This window comes from Allobosea sp. TBD101 (genome assembly GCF_059817965.1).
On record NZ_CM187543.1, the window covers coordinates 151,745 to 170,149 of the forward strand.

17 protein-coding genes are annotated in these 18,405 nt (G+C 66.6%); 12 read left to right on the forward strand and 5 right to left on the reverse strand.

Annotation, left to right across the window (positions count from 1 at the left end; all coding sequences use genetic code 11):
* The first annotated feature begins 50 nt into the window (after positions 1-50).
* From AC6RIC_RS00745 to AC6RIC_RS00770, 6 genes are all read left to right on the forward strand, one after another.
* Complete coding sequence (locus tag AC6RIC_RS00745) at positions 51-368, forward strand: phosphoribosyl-ATP diphosphatase (protein ID WP_454654274.1); 318 nt, start codon at positions 51-53, stop codon at positions 366-368.
* 69 nt (positions 369-437) lie between these two features.
* Positions 438-1,412 carry a type I pantothenate kinase gene (gene coaA, locus AC6RIC_RS00750; RefSeq protein WP_454658905.1) on the forward strand — a complete coding sequence of 325 codons (975 nt, stop codon included), beginning with the start codon at positions 438-440 and terminating at the stop codon, positions 1,410-1,412.
* Between the two features lie 19 nt (positions 1,413-1,431).
* Positions 1,432-1,959 carry a DUF1697 domain-containing protein gene (locus AC6RIC_RS00755; protein WP_499734735.1) on the forward strand — a complete coding sequence of 176 codons (528 nt, stop codon included), beginning with the start codon at positions 1,432-1,434 and terminating at the stop codon, positions 1,957-1,959.
* Positions 1,959-2,405, forward strand: a complete 447-nt coding sequence (locus tag AC6RIC_RS00760; RefSeq protein ID WP_454654277.1) for a YqaA family protein — start codon at positions 1,959-1,961, stop codon at positions 2,403-2,405. Before AC6RIC_RS00755 ends, AC6RIC_RS00760 begins: the two co-directional genes overlap by 1 nt.
* Positions 2,406-2,522: 117 nt before the next feature.
* Positions 2,523-2,873, forward strand: a complete 351-nt coding sequence (locus AC6RIC_RS00765; RefSeq protein WP_454654278.1) for a RidA family protein — start codon at positions 2,523-2,525, stop codon at positions 2,871-2,873.
* 139 nt (positions 2,874-3,012) lie between these two features.
* Positions 3,013-4,335, forward strand: a complete 1,323-nt coding sequence (locus AC6RIC_RS00770; protein WP_499734736.1) for a hypothetical protein — start codon at positions 3,013-3,015, stop codon at positions 4,333-4,335.
* 18 nt (positions 4,336-4,353) lie between these two features.
* Here AC6RIC_RS00770 and AC6RIC_RS00775 read toward each other — a convergent pair whose 3' ends face one another.
* Positions 4,354-5,502 carry an aminotransferase gene (locus tag AC6RIC_RS00775; protein WP_499734737.1) on the reverse strand — a complete coding sequence of 383 codons (1,149 nt, stop codon included), beginning with the start codon at positions 5,500-5,502 and terminating at the stop codon, positions 4,354-4,356.
* A 350-nt stretch (positions 5,503-5,852) separates the two neighbouring features.
* Here AC6RIC_RS00775 and AC6RIC_RS00780 point away from each other — a divergent pair, with 350 nt between their 5' ends.
* The 3 genes from AC6RIC_RS00780 (at position 5,853) to AC6RIC_RS00790 (ending at position 10,154) form a co-directional block, all read left to right on the forward strand.
* Entirely contained in the window at positions 5,853-7,337 is a 1,485-nt protein-coding gene (locus AC6RIC_RS00780) for a cobyric acid synthase (protein WP_499734738.1), read from the forward strand.
* 174 nt (positions 7,338-7,511) lie between these two features.
* Entirely contained in the window at positions 7,512-8,108 is a 597-nt protein-coding gene (locus tag AC6RIC_RS00785) for a TetR/AcrR family transcriptional regulator (RefSeq protein ID WP_499734739.1), read from the forward strand.
* Positions 8,109-8,198: 90 nt separating this feature from the next.
* Entirely contained in the window at positions 8,199-10,154 is a 1,956-nt protein-coding gene (locus AC6RIC_RS00790) for an SDR family NAD(P)-dependent oxidoreductase (RefSeq protein WP_499736530.1), read from the forward strand.
* On the opposite strand, the gene AC6RIC_RS00795 is transcribed toward AC6RIC_RS00790, so the two are convergent.
* The 4 genes from AC6RIC_RS00795 to AC6RIC_RS00810 form a co-directional block, all read right to left on the reverse strand.
* The gene (locus AC6RIC_RS00795; RefSeq protein ID WP_499734740.1) at positions 10,078-11,007 is read right to left on the reverse strand and encodes an NAD-dependent epimerase/dehydratase family protein; all 930 of its coding nucleotides are present in this window, start codon (positions 11,005-11,007) and stop codon (positions 10,078-10,080) included. The two genes, AC6RIC_RS00790 and AC6RIC_RS00795, sit on opposite strands and share 77 nt — an antisense overlap.
* Positions 11,000-12,013, reverse strand: coding sequence for an MraY family glycosyltransferase (locus AC6RIC_RS00800; protein WP_499734741.1), 1,014 nt, complete (start codon positions 12,011-12,013; stop codon positions 11,000-11,002). Before AC6RIC_RS00800 ends, AC6RIC_RS00795 begins: the two co-directional genes overlap by 8 nt.
* A gap of 83 nt (positions 12,014-12,096) precedes the next feature.
* Entirely contained in the window at positions 12,097-12,546 is a 450-nt protein-coding gene (locus AC6RIC_RS00805) for a hypothetical protein (RefSeq protein WP_499734742.1), read from the reverse strand.
* 136 nt (positions 12,547-12,682) lie between these two features.
* Positions 12,683-14,041, reverse strand: a complete 1,359-nt coding sequence (locus AC6RIC_RS00810; protein ID WP_499734743.1) for a GGDEF domain-containing protein — start codon at positions 14,039-14,041, stop codon at positions 12,683-12,685.
* Positions 14,042-14,194: 153 nt separating this feature from the next.
* On the opposite strand from AC6RIC_RS00810, the gene AC6RIC_RS00815 reads away from it, so the two are divergent.
* The 3 genes from AC6RIC_RS00815 to AC6RIC_RS00825 all read left to right on the forward strand — a co-directional run bounded on the left by AC6RIC_RS00815 (position 14,195) and on the right by AC6RIC_RS00825 (position 18,201).
* Positions 14,195-16,186, forward strand: a complete 1,992-nt coding sequence (locus tag AC6RIC_RS00815) for a methyl-accepting chemotaxis protein (protein ID WP_499734744.1) — start codon at positions 14,195-14,197, stop codon at positions 16,184-16,186.
* A 96-nt stretch (positions 16,187-16,282) separates the two neighbouring features.
* Positions 16,283-16,594: a hypothetical protein gene (locus AC6RIC_RS00820; protein WP_499734745.1), complete on the forward strand. Its 312-nt coding sequence runs from the start codon at positions 16,283-16,285 to the stop codon at positions 16,592-16,594.
* 32 nt (positions 16,595-16,626) lie between these two features.
* Entirely contained in the window at positions 16,627-18,201 is a 1,575-nt protein-coding gene (locus tag AC6RIC_RS00825) for a methyl-accepting chemotaxis protein (protein WP_499734746.1), read from the forward strand.
* The last annotated feature ends 204 nt before the right edge of the window (positions 18,202-18,405 follow it).

Below are 18,405 nucleotides of genomic sequence, written 5' to 3' on the forward strand. Positions count from 1 at the left end.
GGGTTCCGGGTTCTTCGCTCCGCGAAGCCCCGGAATGACAGAGGTTCAGCATGACCTTCACCCTCTCCGATCTCGAAGCCCGCATCGCCGAGCGCGCCGCCGCCTCTCCCGAGGAATCCTGGACGGCGAAGCTGCTGGCCGCCGGGCCCGAGCGAGCCGCCAAGAAGTTCGGCGAGGAGGCTGTCGAGGCCGTGATCGCCGCCGTGAAGGGCGACCGGGCCGAACTGATCGCCGAGAGCGCCGACGTGCTCTATCATCTTTTGGTTGTGCTTCGGGCGCGCGATATTGCATTGCAGGACGTCTTGAGCCAGCTTGAGGCCCGCACCGCCCGCTCCGGACTGGCGGAAAAGGCGGCCCGGCCCCGTTGAGTTGCGTGAGGATGGACCGGCCAGGATGACCCTCCCTTGAACCTCGAAGCCTGGATTGCGGGTCGCGTCATGGACCAGCGCCTGATCACCACTCCCCCGGAACGCGACCTCGTCTCGCCCTACCGTGCCTTCTCGCGGGACGAGTGGGCGCATCTGCGCGCCGACGCACCCCTGACGCTCTCGGTCGACGACCTCACCAAGCTGCAATCGCTCAACGATCCGATCTCGCTCGACGAGATCGTCGCGATCTACCTACCGCTGTCGCGCCTGCTCTCGCTCTATGTCGCGGCAACGCAAGGGCTGTTCAAGGCGACGCAGCGCTTCCTGATGGCCGAGTCCGAGGTCAAGGTGCCCTATGTCATCGGGGTCGCGGGTTCGGTCGCGGTCGGCAAGTCGACCACGGCGCGCGTGCTCAAGGCCCTGCTCTCGCGCTGGCCGAACACGCCGAAGGTCGAGCTCGTCACCACCGACGGCTTCCTCCTGCCCAATGCCGAGCTGGAACGGCGTGGCCTGATGGGGCGCAAGGGCTTTCCGGAAAGCTACGATGGGGCGGCGATCCTGCGCTTCCTCTCCGACGTCAAGGCCGGCAAGCCGCAGGTGACGGCCCCGGTCTATTCGCATCTCGTCTACGACGTGGTGCCCGGCGAGACCGTGACCGTCGAACGGCCGGACATCCTGATCCTCGAAGGTCTCAACGTCCTGCAGCCGAGCCGGATGCCCAGGGACGGCACGGCCATCCCCTTCGTCTCCGACTATTTCGACTTCTCGGTCTATCTCGATGCCGACGAGAACGATCTGCATCGCTGGTACGTCAACCGCTTCATGACGCTGCGCCAGACGGCCTTCCGCGACCCGCGCTCGTTCTTCCGCAAGTACGCGGAGATCGGCGAGGAGGAGGCGCTCGCCATCGCCGAGAAGCTCTGGACCGGCATCAACCTGCCGAATCTGCAGGAGAACATCCTGCCGACCCGCCAGCGCGCCAGCCTGATCCTGACCAAGGGCGCGAGCCACCGCATCCAGCAGGTCGCCCTGCGCCGGCTGTAGCGCGGGTTCCGAGACCGCGATGACGACCTATGTCGCCCTGCTGCACTCGATCGTGCTCGGCCCCGGCAGGCGGCTGGTCATGGCGGACCTGAAGGCCATGGCGTCGGAGCTCGGCTTCGCCAATCCACGGACCTGGGTCGCCACCGGCAACCTGATCTTCGAGGGCGAAGGTGCGCCGCTCGCCGAGGTCGAGGGCCGGCTGGAGGCGGCGTTCCGTGATCGCTTCGGCAAGCCCGTCGACATCATCCTGCGCACTGCGCCGGGCTGGCTGCGGCTCGCCGCGCAGAATCCCTTCTCGGAGGGCAGCGGCGCCCACATCGGCATCCGCGTCATGCGCAAGCCGCTTGGGCCGGACCTCCTGCCCAGGCTGGAGGCCATCGCGACGCCCGATATGCGCCTCGCACTGCGGGATGGCGATCTCTGGATCGATTTCGCGGGCGCGCCGAGCGAGGCAAAGCTACTCTCGCATCTGACGACCAAAAAGCTCGGCATCGGCACCTTGCGCAACGCGAATACGGTCAAGGCACTGGCGGCCATGCTCACGTGATGGCCGGCCTGTCCTCCCTCGGCGGAATGGCGCTCGCGGCCTTCGTCGCCGCGACGCTGCTGCCGGCACAGTCGGAAGCCGTCTTCGTCGGGCTGCTCGCCGCGAAGAGCGTCGATCCGCTGGCGCTGTTCCTGACCGCGAGCATCGCGAACACCGCCGGCTCGATCCTCAACTGGTGGCTCGGCCTGATGATCGCGCGTCACGGCGTCGACAGGCTGCCGGCGCGCCTGCGGCCCGACCCGAAGCGCTTCGCCCAGGCGCAAGGCTTCTTCGCCCGTTTCGGCTGGCCATCCCTGCTGCTGGCCTGGGTTCCAATCGTCGGCGATCCCCTGACTTTCGCCGCGGGCACGTTGAACTACCCGTTCTGGCGCTTCACCGTTCTCGTCCTGATCGGCAAGGCAGGGCGCTATGCGGCGCTCTGGGCGGGCTGGGCAAGTTTCGCCTGAGCCTCTGCGAATCGCAGATGATTTTCGGCGATATCTTCCCTTAGGGTAGCCGCATATCGTTTGCGAAACCGGCCGGGCCGGGCTACCAGCGAAGCGTCCGTTCAAGGAGATCAGATTATGAGCATTCAGCGTATCGGCGTCGGCCCGCGCATGTCCAAGGCCGTCGTGCACGGCAACACCGTCTATCTGGCCGGCCAGGTCGCGGACAAGGCTGCCGGCAAGAGCGTCGGCGAGCAGACTGCCGACATCCTCGGCATTATCGACGGCCTCCTGGCCGAAGCCGGCACCGACAAGTCGAAGCTGCTGATGGTCAACATCTGGCTCACCGACATCTCGACCTTCGCCGAAATGAACGCCGTCTGGGACAAGTGGGTCGTCGCCGGCGCCACCCCGGGCCGCGCCACGGTCGAGGCCAAGCTGGCCGCGCCGCAGTTCACCGTCGAGATCGCGGTCATCGCCGCGAAGTAAATCGCCCCGGATCGCCGCGTGTCCAAACGGGCGCGCGGCAATCCCTGTCACCTGACCGGAGCGGGAGGCAGCCATCAGCCAGACCGACCAGATCGCTCCGCTCCTGGCGCGCATCGCCGGACGCCGCGGCATATCGCCGATGGCGATGGCCGCGATGATGGCGGACTGGCTGCGGCGTGCGGGCTCGCCCCTGCCCAGCGAGCACCTGCTCGACCGCAAGGCCAGCGACTTCCTCGCGCTGTCTACCCGCCTCGCCACGCCTCTCGGCGATGCCGAGATCAAGCGCCTGCGCGGAGAAGCCGCCACCGCCATCGCAGAGGGCCGTTTCGCCGAAGCCGACAAGAGCCTCGCCCAGGCCGAGCTGCACGCCATCGGCGGCTCCACCGACCTTTCCGCGCTCCCGCTCGAACGCCGGCTGCTGATCGGCGAGAACCGCGCCGACCGCGCGGCCATCAGCTTCCTGCGCACGACCTCCGAGGCCTATCGCGAAGCCGCCGCCCGCTATGGCGAAGCCTCCGCCCTGATCGGCCTCGCAAATGTGGACCGCAGCCGGGAGGCCGCTCTCGAGCAGGCGAAGGTGCTGGCACGGCTCAGCGAAGATTTCGGCGGCCGCGAAGGTTATGACGGCTCGATCGCCGCCCTGCGCCGTTTGCTCGAAGGGCTCGACAGCCTCGCTGACACCATCGCCTTCGCCGGAGCGCAGGAAGCGCTGGCCTCGGCGCTCGACAAGCTGGCCGCATTGACCGGCGACGCCAAGCTGCTCGACGAGGCCCTCATCCATTGCCGGGCCGGGCTCGAAGACCTGCGCCATGACGAGGCGCCCGCGCTCTGGCGTGCCCTGAAGCTGCGGCTGGGCCGGCTTGCGGTCAATCTCGGCGTCTCGCAGAAGGACGACAATCTGCTGGAGGAAGCGGTCGCGACCTATGCCACGGCACTTGCCGTCTGGAAGCGCAGCGACGACGAGGTCCGCTGGCTCGAAGCCGAGCACATGATCTCCCGCGCGCGTGCCACGCTCGGCCGGCGCCGCAGCGACCTCTCTTTGCTCGAACGCGCCTTCAACGGTCTCAACCGCGTCTCGCAGGCGACCGACCGCAGCCGCACCCCCATGCGCTGGGCCGAGCTTCAGGACCAGATGGGCTGCGTCCTCGCTGCCATGGGCGAGCGCTACAGCGAGCCGGTCGTGATCGAGGAGGCGATCGCCGCCTTCGCCGCCGCGCTGGAAGAATATCGCCAGGAGCGCGCACCGCTGCTCTGGGCGCAGACGCGGGCCAATCAGGCCGAGGCCATGCTCCAGCTCGCCCGCCGCAACAAGGACAAGGCGCTGGCGCAGCAGGCGCTCGCCCAGTTGATGGCGGCAACCGAAACCGCCAAGCAGGCGCCGAATAGTGGCGGCGTCGCCGCCGATCTGCAGAAGCGCCTCGGAGCCGCCGGCGCGACCGCCGCCAAGCTGATCGCCGGCTGAAACCACCGGCCGGAGGCTTCAGCGCGGACGGCGTGCCGCCAGCCGTTCCAGCGCGGCATCCAGCGTCGCATCCCGCTTGGCGAAGCAGAAGCGGACGACGTTCCTGACCGCACCCTCGGCATAGAAGGCGCTGACCGGAATCGCGGCGACACCATTCTCGGTCACCAGCCGGCGGCAGAAATCGACATCGTCGCTCTCGCCGAGCGGCGCGATATCGACATTGAGGAAATAGGTCCCGGCGCTCGGCAGCACGGCGAAGCCGAGATCGCGCAGGCCGGCCGCGAAACGGTCGCGCGAGCGCTGGAAATCGGCGCGCATGCCCTCGTAATAGCCGTCATCCTTGCCCAGGCCATAGGCCACCGCGGCCTGCAGGTTCGGCGGCGTGGTGAAGGTGAGAAACTGGTGCGCCTTGGACAGCACGCGCATGATCGCGGGCGCGGCCATGACGAGCCCGACCTTCCAGCCCGTCAGCGAGAAGATCTTGCCGGCCGAGGAAATCTTGACGGTGCGCTCGCGCATGTCCGGGCGTCCGAGCACCGAGGCATGCCGGTGCCCGTCGAAAACGACATGCTCCCAGACCTCGTCGCAGATCGCGATCGCATCATGGCGGACACAGAAATCGGCGAGCAGGTCGAGATCGGCCTTGCCGAAGATCGTCGCGGTCGGGTTGAGCGGGTTGTTGAACAGCACGACCTTCGTCTTCGGCGAGAAGGCTTTTGCCAGCGCCTCCTCGGTCAGGCCGAAATGCGGCGGGGTCAGCGTCACGAATTTCGGGATGCCGCCAGCGCGCCGCACCAGCGGCAGATAGGCGTCGTACATCGGCTCGAACAGCACGACCTCGTCGCCGGGCGTGATCAGGGCCATCAGCGCGCCGGCAATGGCCTCGGTCGCGCCAGAGGTCACCATGATTTCCGTCGTGGGGTCGAGGTCGAGCCCCTGCCAATGCTTGTAGTGCTTGGCAGCCGCCTCGCGCAGCTCGGGCAGCCCCATCATCGGCGGATACTGGTTCCAGCCATCGACCACCGCCTCGGCCGCCTTCCGGCGGACATCGAGCGGGCCGGGATCATCCGGGAAGCCCTGCCCGAGATTCACGGCCCCGATCTCGCGGGCAAGCTGCGACATCACCTCGAAGACGGTGGTGGGGAGGGCGGAGAGGATCGGATTCATCGCGGTCGGATCGGCTCGGCAAAGGCGGGAACCGTGGCTTTAGCATGCCGGACCGGCCGGCGCATCCGATGGGAAACGATCCGACGGAGGTGAGAGAAATAGCGAGTGATGAATGTTGACATTCGTCATCAATCAGTGTCTATTGATTCTCAGCCGGCCTTCGGCGGACGCCCGTTGCGACTTCGCCCCTTTGGCGCAGCAGGATGCCGCAGAAGGCCGGCGAACCTTGTCAGGATGGTGCAAGCGCCACCCGACGCGCGAAGTCAGCGCCGAGCTCTCCCATCCTCCTTGCGTGAAGATTGCCGCTGCGGCTGGTTTCCGCGCATATCGAAACCACGCTAAGCAGGCATATGGCCCGCTCCCCCGTTCCCGCGATCATGATCCTCGGCACCGGCTCCAATGTTGGGAAGTCGCTGATCGTCGCCGGGCTGTGCCGGCTGTTCGCGAATCGCGGCCTGAAAGTACGGCCGTTCAAACCGCAGAACATGTCGAACAATGCCGCGGCGACCGCTGCCGGCGAGATCGGCCGGGCGCAGGCGTTGCAGGCCCGCGCCGCCCGTGTTGCTGCTCACCCCGACATGAACCCCGTGCTGCTGAAGCCTGAGGGCGAGCAAGGCAGCCAGATCATCCTGCAGGGCCGCGTTGCCGGCCGCCTCGCCTCGCGCGACTTCGCCCGGCGCGGGGATTTCATGCCGCAGGTCCTCGACAGCTTCACGCGCCTGAGCGAAGGCGCCGATCTCGTCATCGTCGAGGGCGCGGGGTCGCCGGCCGAGACGAACCTGCGCGCCCGCGACATCGCCAATCTCGGCTTCGCGCGGGCCGCCAACGTCCCGGCCGTGCTGATCGGCGATATCGACCGCGGCGGCGTGATCGCGAGCCTGGTTGGCACGCACGCGGTTCTCGATGCGGAAGACAGGGCGATGATCCGCGCCTTCGCGATCAACCGCTTCCGGGGCGCCGTCGAACTGTTTGCGCCCGGCGTCGCCACGATCGCGGAGGCCACGGGGTGGCCCAGTCTCGGCGTCGTGCCCTGGTTCGCCGATGCGGTCAGGCTGCCGGCCGAGGACGGGCTCGACATCCGCTCGGGGCGGAAAGCGGGCGCCCGCATCAGGATTGTCGTGCCGGTCTTGCCGGGCATCGCCAATTTCGACGATCTCGACCCGCTGAAACTCGAGGCGGGGGTCGATCTCGCCATGATCGGACCGGGGCAGCCGCTGCCGGGAGATGCCGATCTCGTCATTCTGCCGGGCTCCAAGACGACTTTGCGCGATCTCGCGGCCTTGCGGAAAGAGGGCTGGGACATCGACATCCTCGCCCATCGCCGCAGGGGCGGGCGCGTCCTCGGGCTCTGCGGCGGCTACCAGATGCTCGGACGCGTGGTGCGCGACCCGCTCGGACTGGAAGGGCCGCCGAGTGAAGCGCCCGGCCTTGGCCTGCTCGATGTCGAGACGACCCTCGACGCCGACAAGACCGTCCGCGAGGTTGATTTCGTCGATATCGGCAGCACGGCGTCGGGCCGGGCCTATGAAATCCATCTCGGCCGAACGGACGGCACCGACACAGCTCGCGCACCGTTCCACGTCGAAGGCCGGGCGGAAGGCGCCGCAAGCCCGGATGGCCGGGTCGCCGGCAGCTATCTGCATGGCATCTTTGCTTCAGACGCGGTGCGCGGCGCCTGGCTCACTGCGATCGGCGCAGAGCACCCTACATCGTCAGACCTGCATTACGACGATGCGATCGAGGCGACCCTAGATGGGCTCGCTGCGCATCTGGACGCTCATTTCGATACCGAAACCCTGCTTAATCTCGCCAGAACCCGCAGTTCCGTGGTCTGAGCCGGGTGGGAACCTCGGACGCCCTGAACTGTTCCTTGAACAAGGGCCTTGCCCGCAGATTGATGCACATCAAGGCAAAAGTCTTTATTCGCCATTATGTTGACGAATGATGAAATTCGTCATAAAGATCAATTCTTCACCGCTTTCGTTTGAAACAACCCAACCGGCGACGCCGTGAGTAACCCCGAACGCGATACCAGGCAGATCATCGTCGACACCGCCGAGCGCTTCTTCCGCGATATCGGGTACCAGAAGACGACGGTGGCGGACATCGCCAAATCCCTGCGGATGAGCCCCGCCAACGTTTATCGCTTCTTCGACTCCAAGAAGTCGATCAACGAGGCCGTGCTGGAGCGCTACAAGCGCGAGCAGGAAGAAGCCATTGCCACGATCGCCGACGAAGACCGGCCCGCATCCGATCGGCTGCGCGACATCCTCGCCACCTCCTACAAGTTGAATGCCGCACGCTTCGCCGGCCATGCCCGGATGCAGGAAATGGTCTGCGCCGCGATGGAGGAGAGCTGGGATGCGATTATCGCCCATATCGAGCGCTTCGACATGGTGCTGCGCCGCGTCGTCGCCGACGGTATCGCGCGTGGCGAGTTCCGGCCGATGGAGCCGGCCCATGCCACCGGCTGCATCCGCACCGCGATGATCCGCTTCATGCATCCGCTGCTGATCACGCAATGCGAGTGCATTCCGGGCCCGACGCCGGACGAGATGATCGCCTTCGTGCTCAGCGCGCTGGAAGCAAAGCCCCAGGCTCGCTAGAGCACTTCGCTGGAGAACGCTCCAGGCGATCCCGAACCGACGCGTTGACAAGCCGCCGAGGGAGCGGGATACCGCCCGGACATGGCCATCCTGCCCAAACAGAATCTCAAGAAGCTCGCCGTCGTCCTGCATGACCTCACGGTCACGGCGCTGGCGATCTGGCTGGTCTTCGTCGTGCGGTTCGAAGGGGCGCTGCTCACCGAGCACCTGCGCTACCTCCCGCGCTTCCTGCCCTTCTTCGTGGCCTATGCCGGGCTGGTCTACTGGTTCTTCTCGCTCTACCGCTCGAAATGGCGCTTTGCCTCGCTGCCGGACCTATCGAACATCGTCAAAGCGGTCTCCGTCCTGACGGTATCGCTGCTCGCCGTCGATTACGTGCTGATCTCGCCGAGCTTCTATGGCGCCTTCTATTTCGGCAAGATCTCGATCGCGCTGTACTGGCTGGTGCAGGTCGCGCTGCTCGGCGGTCCGCGCCTCGCCTATCGCTATTTCAAATATGCCCGTTCGCGGACCACAGCCGTGCGCGAGGCGAACCTGCCGACGCTGCTGCTCGGGCGCGGCGTCGAGGTCGAGATGGTGATCCGCGCCATGGAGGCCGGCACGATGCGGCGGCTGAGGCCGGCCGGCATCCTGTCTCCGCGCCCCGATGATCTCGGCCAGTCGATCCGCGGCGTGCCGGTGCTCGGGCTGCTCACCGATCTGGAACGGGTCGCGGGCGAAGCGATGGAGCGCGGCGAAGCCTATCGCCGCATCGTCGCGACGCCTGCCGCCATGCTGCCGGAAGCGCAGCCGGAAAAATGGCTGGCGCGCACGCGCAAGCTCGCCTTGCCGATCTCGCGTATCGACAGCCTCGGCGAAGGCTTGCGCGACACGGAGGTGGCGCCGCTCGAGATCGAGGACCTGCTGGTCCGCTCGACCGCCACGATCGACCGCGACCGGCTGGGCGCGTTCCTGAAGGGCAAGCGCGTCATCGTCACCGGCGGCGGCGGCTCGATCGGCTCCGAGATCTGCCTGCGTTGCGCCGCCTTCGGCGCGGCCGAATTGCTCATCATCGAAAGCTCGGAACCAGCCCTGTTCCAGATCAGCGAACAGCTCTCGGTGCAGGCGCCGGGTACGGCCGTCTCCGGCGCGCTTGCCGATGTCCGCGATCGCGCGCGCATCATGCCGCTCTTCGCCGGCTTCAAGCCCGACATCGTCGTCCATGCCGCCGCGCTCAAGCACGTTCCCTATCTGGAGGCGGACTGGAGCGAGGGCATCAAGACCAACATCTTCGGCTCGGTGAACGTCATCGACTCCGCGGTCGCGGCCGGTGCCCGGACCTTCGTGATGATCTCGACCGACAAGGCGATCGAGCCCGTCTCGATGCTGGGCGCGACCAAGCGCTTCGCCGAAATCTATGCGCAATCGCGCGATGCCGAGCTCGTCGCCGCCGATTCCGGCATCCGCCTCGTTGCGGTCCGCTTCGGCAATGTGCTGGGCTCGGCCGGTTCGGTGGTGCCGAAGTTCAAGGCGCAGATCGCCCGGGGCGGGCCGGTCACGGTGACCAGCCCCGACATGATCCGCTATTTCATGACGATCCGCGAGGCCTGCGACCTCGTGCTGACTGCTGCCACCCACGCCCGAGCGAGCCACGCGGAGGCCGAGCGTGCTGCCGTCTACGTGCTCAAGATGGGCCAGCCGATGCGGATCATGGACATGGCCGAGCGGATGATCCGCCTCGCCGGCTTCGAGCCCGGCGAGGATATCGAGATCGTCGTCTCCGGCGTCCGGCCGGGAGAGCGGCTGCATGAGATCCTGTTCGCCCATGACGAGCCGATGGCCGAAACCGGGCTCGACGGGGTGATGGCAGCCAAGCCGATCTTCGCCGGCCGCGACAGGATCGAAATCTGGCTGGCGCGCCTTGCAGCGGCGGTGAAAGCCAATGACCAGGCCGCAGCCAATGCGGTGCTCGACGAAGCGATCCCGGATTTCAGCCTGCGCGATTCGAAGCGGCCAGACGCGCCAGGGCCGGCTTCGTCTCAACCAGCGGCTGCCAGCCAGCCCTGAGCAGGCGTTCCGGACGGGCGACGAGGCTGCCCGCCAGCTTGAGGAAAGTCTCCTCGCGCCCGGCAAGGCGCGCCAGCCGGCGCAGCCAGGCCTCCGGCACGGGCAGAAGACCCGGACCACGCCCCAGCCCGGCCCGCATCGCCGCCAGCATCCCGGAGACACTGATGGGCTCAGGGTCGGACAGCGCGTAGCTCTGCCGCGCCGGGCAGGCCGGCGTCAGCGCGAACAGGATGGCGCTGGCGAGGTTCTCGAGCGCAAGCAGCGAGCGCGGCGCCTGCAACCCGCCGAAGGGCAGCGGCACGGGCAAGCGCGCCAGCTTGAGCAGCGCTGCCATATTCGCCTTCACCCCCGGCCCGTAGATCAGGACCGGGCGCAGTGCGACCCAGTCGAGATCGATCTCGGCCAGTCCTCGTTCCGCCGCGAGCTTGGAGCGGCCGTAGGGGTCGCCGGGCGCCGGTTGCGTCTCCTCGGTCAGCGGCAGGCCGTCGAAGGCATCGGTCAGCGCCTTGATCGAGGAGAGATAGACGAACCGCTGCACGCCGGCCTTCTCCGCAGCGCGGGCGAGCTCCAGCGTCGCCTCGGTGTTGATGCGCCGGTAGAGCGCCGCGTCGAGACCCGGCCCGGCATGGGCGAGACCGGCCATGTGAACGACATGGTCGACACCCTCCAGCGCCGGACGCCAGTTGACAGCGGCCGAAAGATCGCCGGTCACCACCGCCTCCGCCCCCGCGGGGATAGGTTGCGCGCGACGCAGGGCAAGGCGCGGGAGGTAGCCTGCCTGAATCAGCGCCGCTACGACATGCGGCCCGACGAACCCGCTCGCTCCGGTGACGAGGACGCGCCGGTCAGCCATGACGGGGCCCGGTTGCGAAGCGGCGCAGCAGCAGGCCGGTCAGCAGGGCAGCGACAGCCAGACAGATCACCCGGACCGGAAGAGCCGGCCAGATCAGCGAAATACCGGCGATCGCGGCAAGCGCGAGATTGAGCAGGGCGACGCGGCCGACCACGGCGATCACGCTGAAACCGTTCACCGTCGCCTGCTGGTAGAAATGCGAGCGATGCGCCTCCCAGACCTTCTCGCCGCGCGCGAGGCGCCGCAGCAGCGTGATCGTCGCGTCGGCGATATGGTAGAGTGGCAGGATCAGCGCGGCGGCGAAAGCGCCCGTGCCGGCGAGACGGTAGAGCAGATAGGCGGTGACGAGCCCGATCGGCAGCGAGCCGACATCGCCGAGGAAGAGCCGCGCCACCGGCCGGTTGAAGGGCGCGAAGCCGAGGAGCCCGCCGCAGAGAGCGGCGGCGAGCCAGCCCGTCACCGGGTCTATCGTGCCGGCCATGCCGGCGAAGGCCAGCGCAGCCGTCAACGGCACGATGCCGGCGACCGTGATCCAGTCGAGCCCGTCCATGAAATTGACGAGATTGACGAACCAGACCCCGGCGAGAAGCGCCAGGGCACGCTCGACAGGCAGGGGCAGGAATTCGGGAAACAAACGCAGTTCCGGCGCGGCCCGAAACAGCACGAAGCCGACGCAGACAGCTTGCAGCACCAGCCGGATGCCCGCTGGCAGTGGCCGGATATCGTCCCAGGCGCCGACGATGCCGAGCCCGATCACCGCAAGGGCGAGCACCAGCACGGCGCGGGTCGCCTCACCCTCGAGGGGGACGAGCCAGAGCGTCGTGCCCAACGCGAGGAAAGCGCCAGCGAGGACCGCGATGCCGCCGCCTTGAGGCGTCGGGATCTTGTGACTGGACCGCGCATTCGGCCGCGCCAGCGCATAGCGCAGCAAGAGCGGGCGCAAGGCCACGCATAGCACCGCCGCCAGAACGGCGGCGGCGGCACAGATCAGCAGAGGGCGAAACACGCTATCCAAAGTGCCCGCACCATAGTCGAGGCGGCGCAAAAGCCTAGAGGCTACGCCGCCTTATCCGCCCATGCGGCTGCGGCCTAATTCCGGAAGCCGATCAGCACGCCGTCGGCACCGAGCTGGAGCTGCAAGCCCTGGCGGCGGGTGGCGAGCCTGAGCGTCACGCCCTTGTCGTTGCGCAGCCATGTCGTACCGCGGCCGGCCGCGCCCACGGCCCAGCCTTCCTTGAGCTGGACATAAGGTCCGGCGAAGTCGGAGACGCGGCGCAGCCCGTAGACCGTACCGGTCGCGACCGAGCGCGAAGCGCCGATCGAGCCGATGCCGAGCCCGCCAACCGTGATCGGGTAGGAGCGGCCCTGGTAGCGCAAGGTTCCGCCGCCGGCCTCGCCGGAGGCGATGAAGCCAGCCTGGACCTGCTCGATGCGAACCGTACCCGTCGAAGGGCCAAGCGAGCGCTGCTGGGCCACGGCCGGCGAAGCCAGCATCAGAACGGCGGCGGCGGTGGTCGTGATCTGCCTGATCGTCATCATATCCTGCTCCTCGCGCCGAAGCGGCGGCGTCGCGGATCAACCCGCGAAACGCGGATTCGATCCGCGACGCGAGCAGGATTACGGCCGGGTCAGGATCGAAGCAGCAGGATCGCGCCGTGGAGTGCGCCCGTATGCATCACTTGCCGACCTTCTCGTTACGCAGGGCATTGGCAACCTGATCGACGAGCCGGCGCGGATCGGGATGGCCGTCATACTCGATGACGCCGACATTCAGCGTGTTCTTCCGGACCGTCTTGCCGTCGATCGAGAAATGCGTCGCCGCATAGCTTTCGACGATGCCGCGGGCGAACACCGCCGCTTCCCTGGCATCCGTCCCGACCCGAATGATCAGGAAGGTCTCCCGGCCCATGCTGAAGACGGTGTCGCTCGAGCGCACGGCGTTGAGCAACATGGCGGCCGTCTGCTGGACGACGGTATCGGCGCCGGCCTCGCCGAGGCTGGCCCGCAGCGTGTCGAATTGCGAAATCTCGAGCATGATCATCGAGAAGGGCCGGTTCGTCCGGCGACGCAATGCGACCTCGCGGGAGAGCGCCGCCCGAAGATAGCGGCGATTCAGCAAGCGCGACAGCGGGTCTCTGGCACTGCCCATGTCGAAGGACTGGCTGAACTGGACGCTCAGGAGATTGTTGATCTGGCCCGCAATCTGCCTGATCTCCCGCAGGTGATCCTGACGGCAAGACGCATCCCCATCGCCGCGCAACTGCCGGACATGCGCGTCAGCCCGATCGACCAGCCCGGCGATCGACGCATATTCGGCCGTGCGACCGAACAGCAGATTCGCCCTATGGGAAAACCAGAGGCCGAACTCGGACCGGCTCAGCAGCAGGACCCCGTCGGCCTCACCGGCGATGCCGGAGCCGAAGAAGACAGCCTGCGCCCATTCGGAAAGGGATGCCTTCTGCCTTTCCCGCTCCGCACGGAAATCATGATCGATCGACACCTGGCGAAGCGCTTCCTCCGCCCGCAGGTTACGGTCGAGCCCGCTGATAAGAGCGGCTGTGATCGCCGCCGTCGCGATGTCGATAACGCCGGAAACATAAAGCGCAGCCTGGACGAATTCGTCGCGCGACAGCCGGGTGTGCTTGAGATTGTTGTAGATGCCGCGCTTGAAGGAGCGCGCCGCGAGCATGCTCAGCGATGTCGGGATCTGGATGCGGGCGTGGGTCGCCCCGATCTCGGACTGACGCATGAGAAAATGCGTCGGGTCAATCGGCTCCCGCGGAAAGATTTCGACGAGCCATTGCGACAGGGCGCCCCGGAAGCGCCTGGCACGGACCTCGTTGTCGAACAGGGCCTGGACCCGCATATGGCGTGCAAGATCTCCCCAGAGTTCGTCGACCAACTCACCGGCGAAATGCTTGACGCTGCTCGCCACCATAACGCGTACCGGCGCGGGGATACTGCCGCTCAAGGCTGCAAGTTCAACCTTCAGTTGCGCGAAATCTTCTTCATCCCAGAGCGCCGTGCTCAGCATTTCATCTTATCCAGCAGAATAGCGAATCCTGATGAGATCATTCGATAGTATCTTATAGTTATCAAACACCAACAAACCTGCTCCCCCCTCGTTAAGGGCTCGTTAACACCGGTTAACCGGTTAACGGGATCAAATAGAAATAATCACAAAATTATGCCGAAATTGCAGCAAAATTCGACCATAGAGAGCTTAATCAGGGTACGATTCATTAATTTTCTCGTGTCGTTAAACGCAGCTAACAACCCCTTAATCGCTTCTGCTAACGGCTCCGTTCGTTATTTAACTTGGTTAGAGCTTTCTTCCCTAGGTCACATCACGCTGGGGACAACAATGGCCTTCAACCTCTTCAACCGGGACAGCAGCGCGGCGCAGATCGAGGCGATCCATCGCTCGCAGGCCGTGATCGAGTTCGACCTCGCGGGCAAGGTTCTCAACGCCAACGGCAACTTTCTCGCGGCGACCGGCTACCAGCTGTCGGAGATCGTCGGCTGCCCCCACGCGATCTTCCTGCGCAAGGATGAGGCCGAAGCGCCGGCCTACAAGGCGTTCTGGAACGCGCTGCGCCAGGGAGAGCCGCAGGAGGGGCAGTTCCTGCGCGTCGGCAAGGACGGCACGCCGCTCTGGCTCCAGGCGGTCTATGCGCCGGTCCTCGGACGCAACGGCAAGCCGAGCAAGATCGTGAAATTCGCGACCGACATCACCGCCCAGAAGGCGGAGATCGCCAATTCGGAAGCGCAGATCGCCGCAATCCGCAAGTCCCAGGCGGTCATCGAATTCAATCTCGACGGCACCATCCTCGATGCCAACGACAACTTCCTGAGCGCCGTCGGCTACCGGCTCGACGAGATCAAGGGTCAGCATCACCGCCTGTTCGTGACGCCGGAGCAGCATCAATCCGATGAATACAAGCGCTTCTGGGCCAAGCTAGGCCGGGGCGAATATGACGAGAGCGAGTATCTGCGCATCGGCAAGGGCGGTCGCCGGATCTGGATCCAGGCCACCTACAACCCGATCCTCGACTCCACCGGGCGGCCGTACAAGGTCGTGAAATTCGCCTCCGACATCACGGAACGGCGCCTCGCGCAGGAGGCTCTCCAGCTCACGGTCGCCGAGACCCAGCAGGTCGTCGCGGCCGCCAAGCAGAAAAACCTCAACCCGCGCATCGAGCTGGCCGGCAAGGCCGGCGAGCTGCGCGATCTCTGCGAAGGCGTGAATGCGCTGATCGAGACGCTCTGCGACGTCGTAACGACGACTGCCGACATTTCCGGCACGCTCACGGCCGGCTCCTCGACGATCAACCAGGACAGCCACAACCTCGCGCAGCGGACCGAGGAACAGGCCAGCAGCCTCGAAGAGACCGCGGCGACGACCGAGGAACTCGCAGCGTCCGTCAAGCAGAGCGCGGCGCGCGCGCAGGACGCGACGGCCCTGGGCGAGAAAGCCAACACCATCGCCAATCGCGGCGGCGACATCGTCAGCGCGGCCATCGCGGCGATGGAGCGCATCGAGCGCGCTTCAGCCAATATCGCCGACATCATCAACGTCATCGACACGATCGCCTTCCAGACCAACCTGCTCGCCCTGAATGCAGCGGTCGAGGCGGCCCGCGCCGGCGAAGCGGGCCGCGGCTTCGCGGTGGTGGCCTCCGAGGTCAGGGCGCTGGCCCAGCGCTCCAGCGATTCGGCCAACGACATCAAGAAGCTCATCACGGATTCGGCCGAGGAGGTCGCCGCCGGCGTGAAGCTGGTCCAGGAAGCCGGCACCGCGCTGACCGAGATCGTTCAATCGTCGCAGCAAGTGTCCAACGCCCTCGCCGATATCTCGATCGCCTCGCAGGAGCAGGCGAACGGGATCGAGGAGGTTGCCAAGGTCGTGGCCCATCTCGACGAGATGACGCAGCAGAACGCCACGATGGTCGAGCAGAGCCACGCGGTCGCTGGCACGCTCGAAGGTTCGGCGAAGCGGCTCCAGTCCCTCGTCACCTCCTTCCAGATCCCGCTGAGCCGGCTGAGTGGCAAGGTCGACAGCGGCGCCTTCGCGCGGCCGACACCGAGCGAGGCCGAGCCGGCACCGACCGTCCCGGCACGGCTTCAGCGCAAGGTGCTGCGCGCGATGAACGGCCGCGACGACTGGGCGGAATTCTGAAGCCGCCCGCCTCCCCCCACGCCCATTTCGACCGACGGCATGCCGCAACGTGACAACTGCAGCGACACCGGCGGGACCACCTTCGAGGACGCCCCCATGAATCAGGATTTCAGCAACTGCCTCGCCGGGCTCGCCAGCGCGCAGATCAGCCTGTTCGGCATCCTGTTCAAGCACCTGGAAAACCGCCTGGGCGACGAGATCAGGCGCGATTTCGCCGATGAGCTCAGCCGGATCATCGCCATCTCCGAACAGAGCGGTCAGCAGATCCAGCCCTTCCAGCGCATCATCTTCGAGAACATCGCCGACTGGCTGAAATCATCCGAGCGCGGCTGGACGCCGGTCGTGATCGACGGGGCGAAGGCTCAACCGGCCATGGCAAGCGAAGCCGCGCCGGCCCGCCACGGCTGACTGCCGAAAACACGCGGAAGGCCGACGCTTCAGTGGCTGCCCTGTCAGATCAACTCGGCCTTGCCGGTCGGAGCCTGCTGCGGTGGAGCGCCTGGCTCGATGCGCAGTGTGGCCTGGCGATCGCCGAGGAGGAACGCGCGTCTTTGCGCCAGGCGCAAGCAGCGCGCTACAGCGAAGCCCTGCCGACGATCCTTGGCGCCAACATGGTGTTCGGGCTGACGATCTCGGCCGTGCTGCTCTGGTCGGGATGGCTGGTATTTCCGCTGCTCTGGACACCGCCCATCGTGGCCTTGTCCGGCCTCGGCATCCGGCGCATGGGCCTGCTGCGGGCCCGCGCGCGGCAGGCCGAGCCGCCTTCGCCGCGGTTCACGGTTCGCATCATCCGCGATTCATGCCTGCTCGCGATGCCCTGGGCGATCCTGGCCGTCGCCTTCAATCCCGGCGCCGCACCGCGGCTCGACGGGATCATCGGCATCACCATCACCGGCCTGTCCTGCGTCGGCGTCTTCACCATGGCGATCCTGCCCGCGGCCGCCCTGGCCTTCCTGGCGACGCTCTGGGCCGGCCGCCTGACGCATCTGGCCTTCCTCCAGGGTGATATGCTGGTGCTCTACCTGGCTGTCGACCTGATCTTCCTCGTGCTCTCGCTGCTGCTCGCTCGCTCGGTCGCCCGGCGCTTCCTCGATCGCGTGCGAGCCGAAACCGAGATCGCAACGCTGCGAGAGGCGGAGCGTCGGCACGCGGCACGCGAGGAAGCCACGCGGCTTGCCCTCGAAGGCCGCGTCGAGACCTTTCATGGCGCCGTGAAGACCGCCCTGTCTTCCCTGTCCGATTCGATCGACCAGATGAACGGCAGCGCCGATCGGCTGTCCTCGCTGTCCAGGACATCGCGGTCAGGCGTGGCGGAGTTTCCCGAGATGGTGGATCGCGCCAGGCTCGGCCTGAAACATGTCGACGACGAATCGCATCGCATGACCGACGCAGTCTCGTCGATCCGGGCCGGCGCTGACCACACCTCCGGCTTCGTCCAGATCGCTGCCGAGAACGTGCGCAGATCGGTTCTCATCAAGCAGCGGCTCGTCCAGCTCCTGGATGAGGTAGACAAGGGCACGAATCTGATCCGCGACATCGCGCGACAGACCAATCTCGTTGCGCTCAACGCGACGATCGAGGCGGCACGGGCCGGCCAGCTCGGGACGGGCTTCTCCGTGGTGGCGCATGAGGTAAAGCTACTGTCGGGCCGGACCAACGAAGCTGCCGAGCTGATCATCACGCAAGTTCACGAAATTCGGACGGCAGCCAAGCAATCGATCGCCGCCTCGCATGAGATCGAAACGGCCGCGCATTCCGTGATCGATTCAGCCGAGACCATCCTCGCGGCATCCGATCAGCAAGCCGACGCGCTCGACAAGATCGTCGCCGCCCTCGGCGACGCGGTGGTCGCCGCCGAAGCCGTCGCGCAGGCGACTGCGATCGTCACGGCAGGTTCGGAGGGCGCGCTCGACCAGGCCTGCTCGGTCGCCGAGACGGCGAAGCGCATCCAGGCAACCGCGCGCATCCTGAACGACACCGTCGACGCTTTCTCTCAGTTGGTCGTCCGGCTGTAGGTCCGGCTGAAGCCAAAGAGGGCGCCGGAGCACGACAAGGGATCCCGCCCGCGCATTTCGCCGGGGAGCGCGGCATAACGGGAATTTAGGGCGGGCATCGGGATCGAACCGGCGACCTTCCGTCGATGAAGCGGCGCCAAGCCATTGGTGTCGCCGGTTGCTGGACGGCCGCGGATCATCTACCCGAAGCCGAGCGCAGCGCGC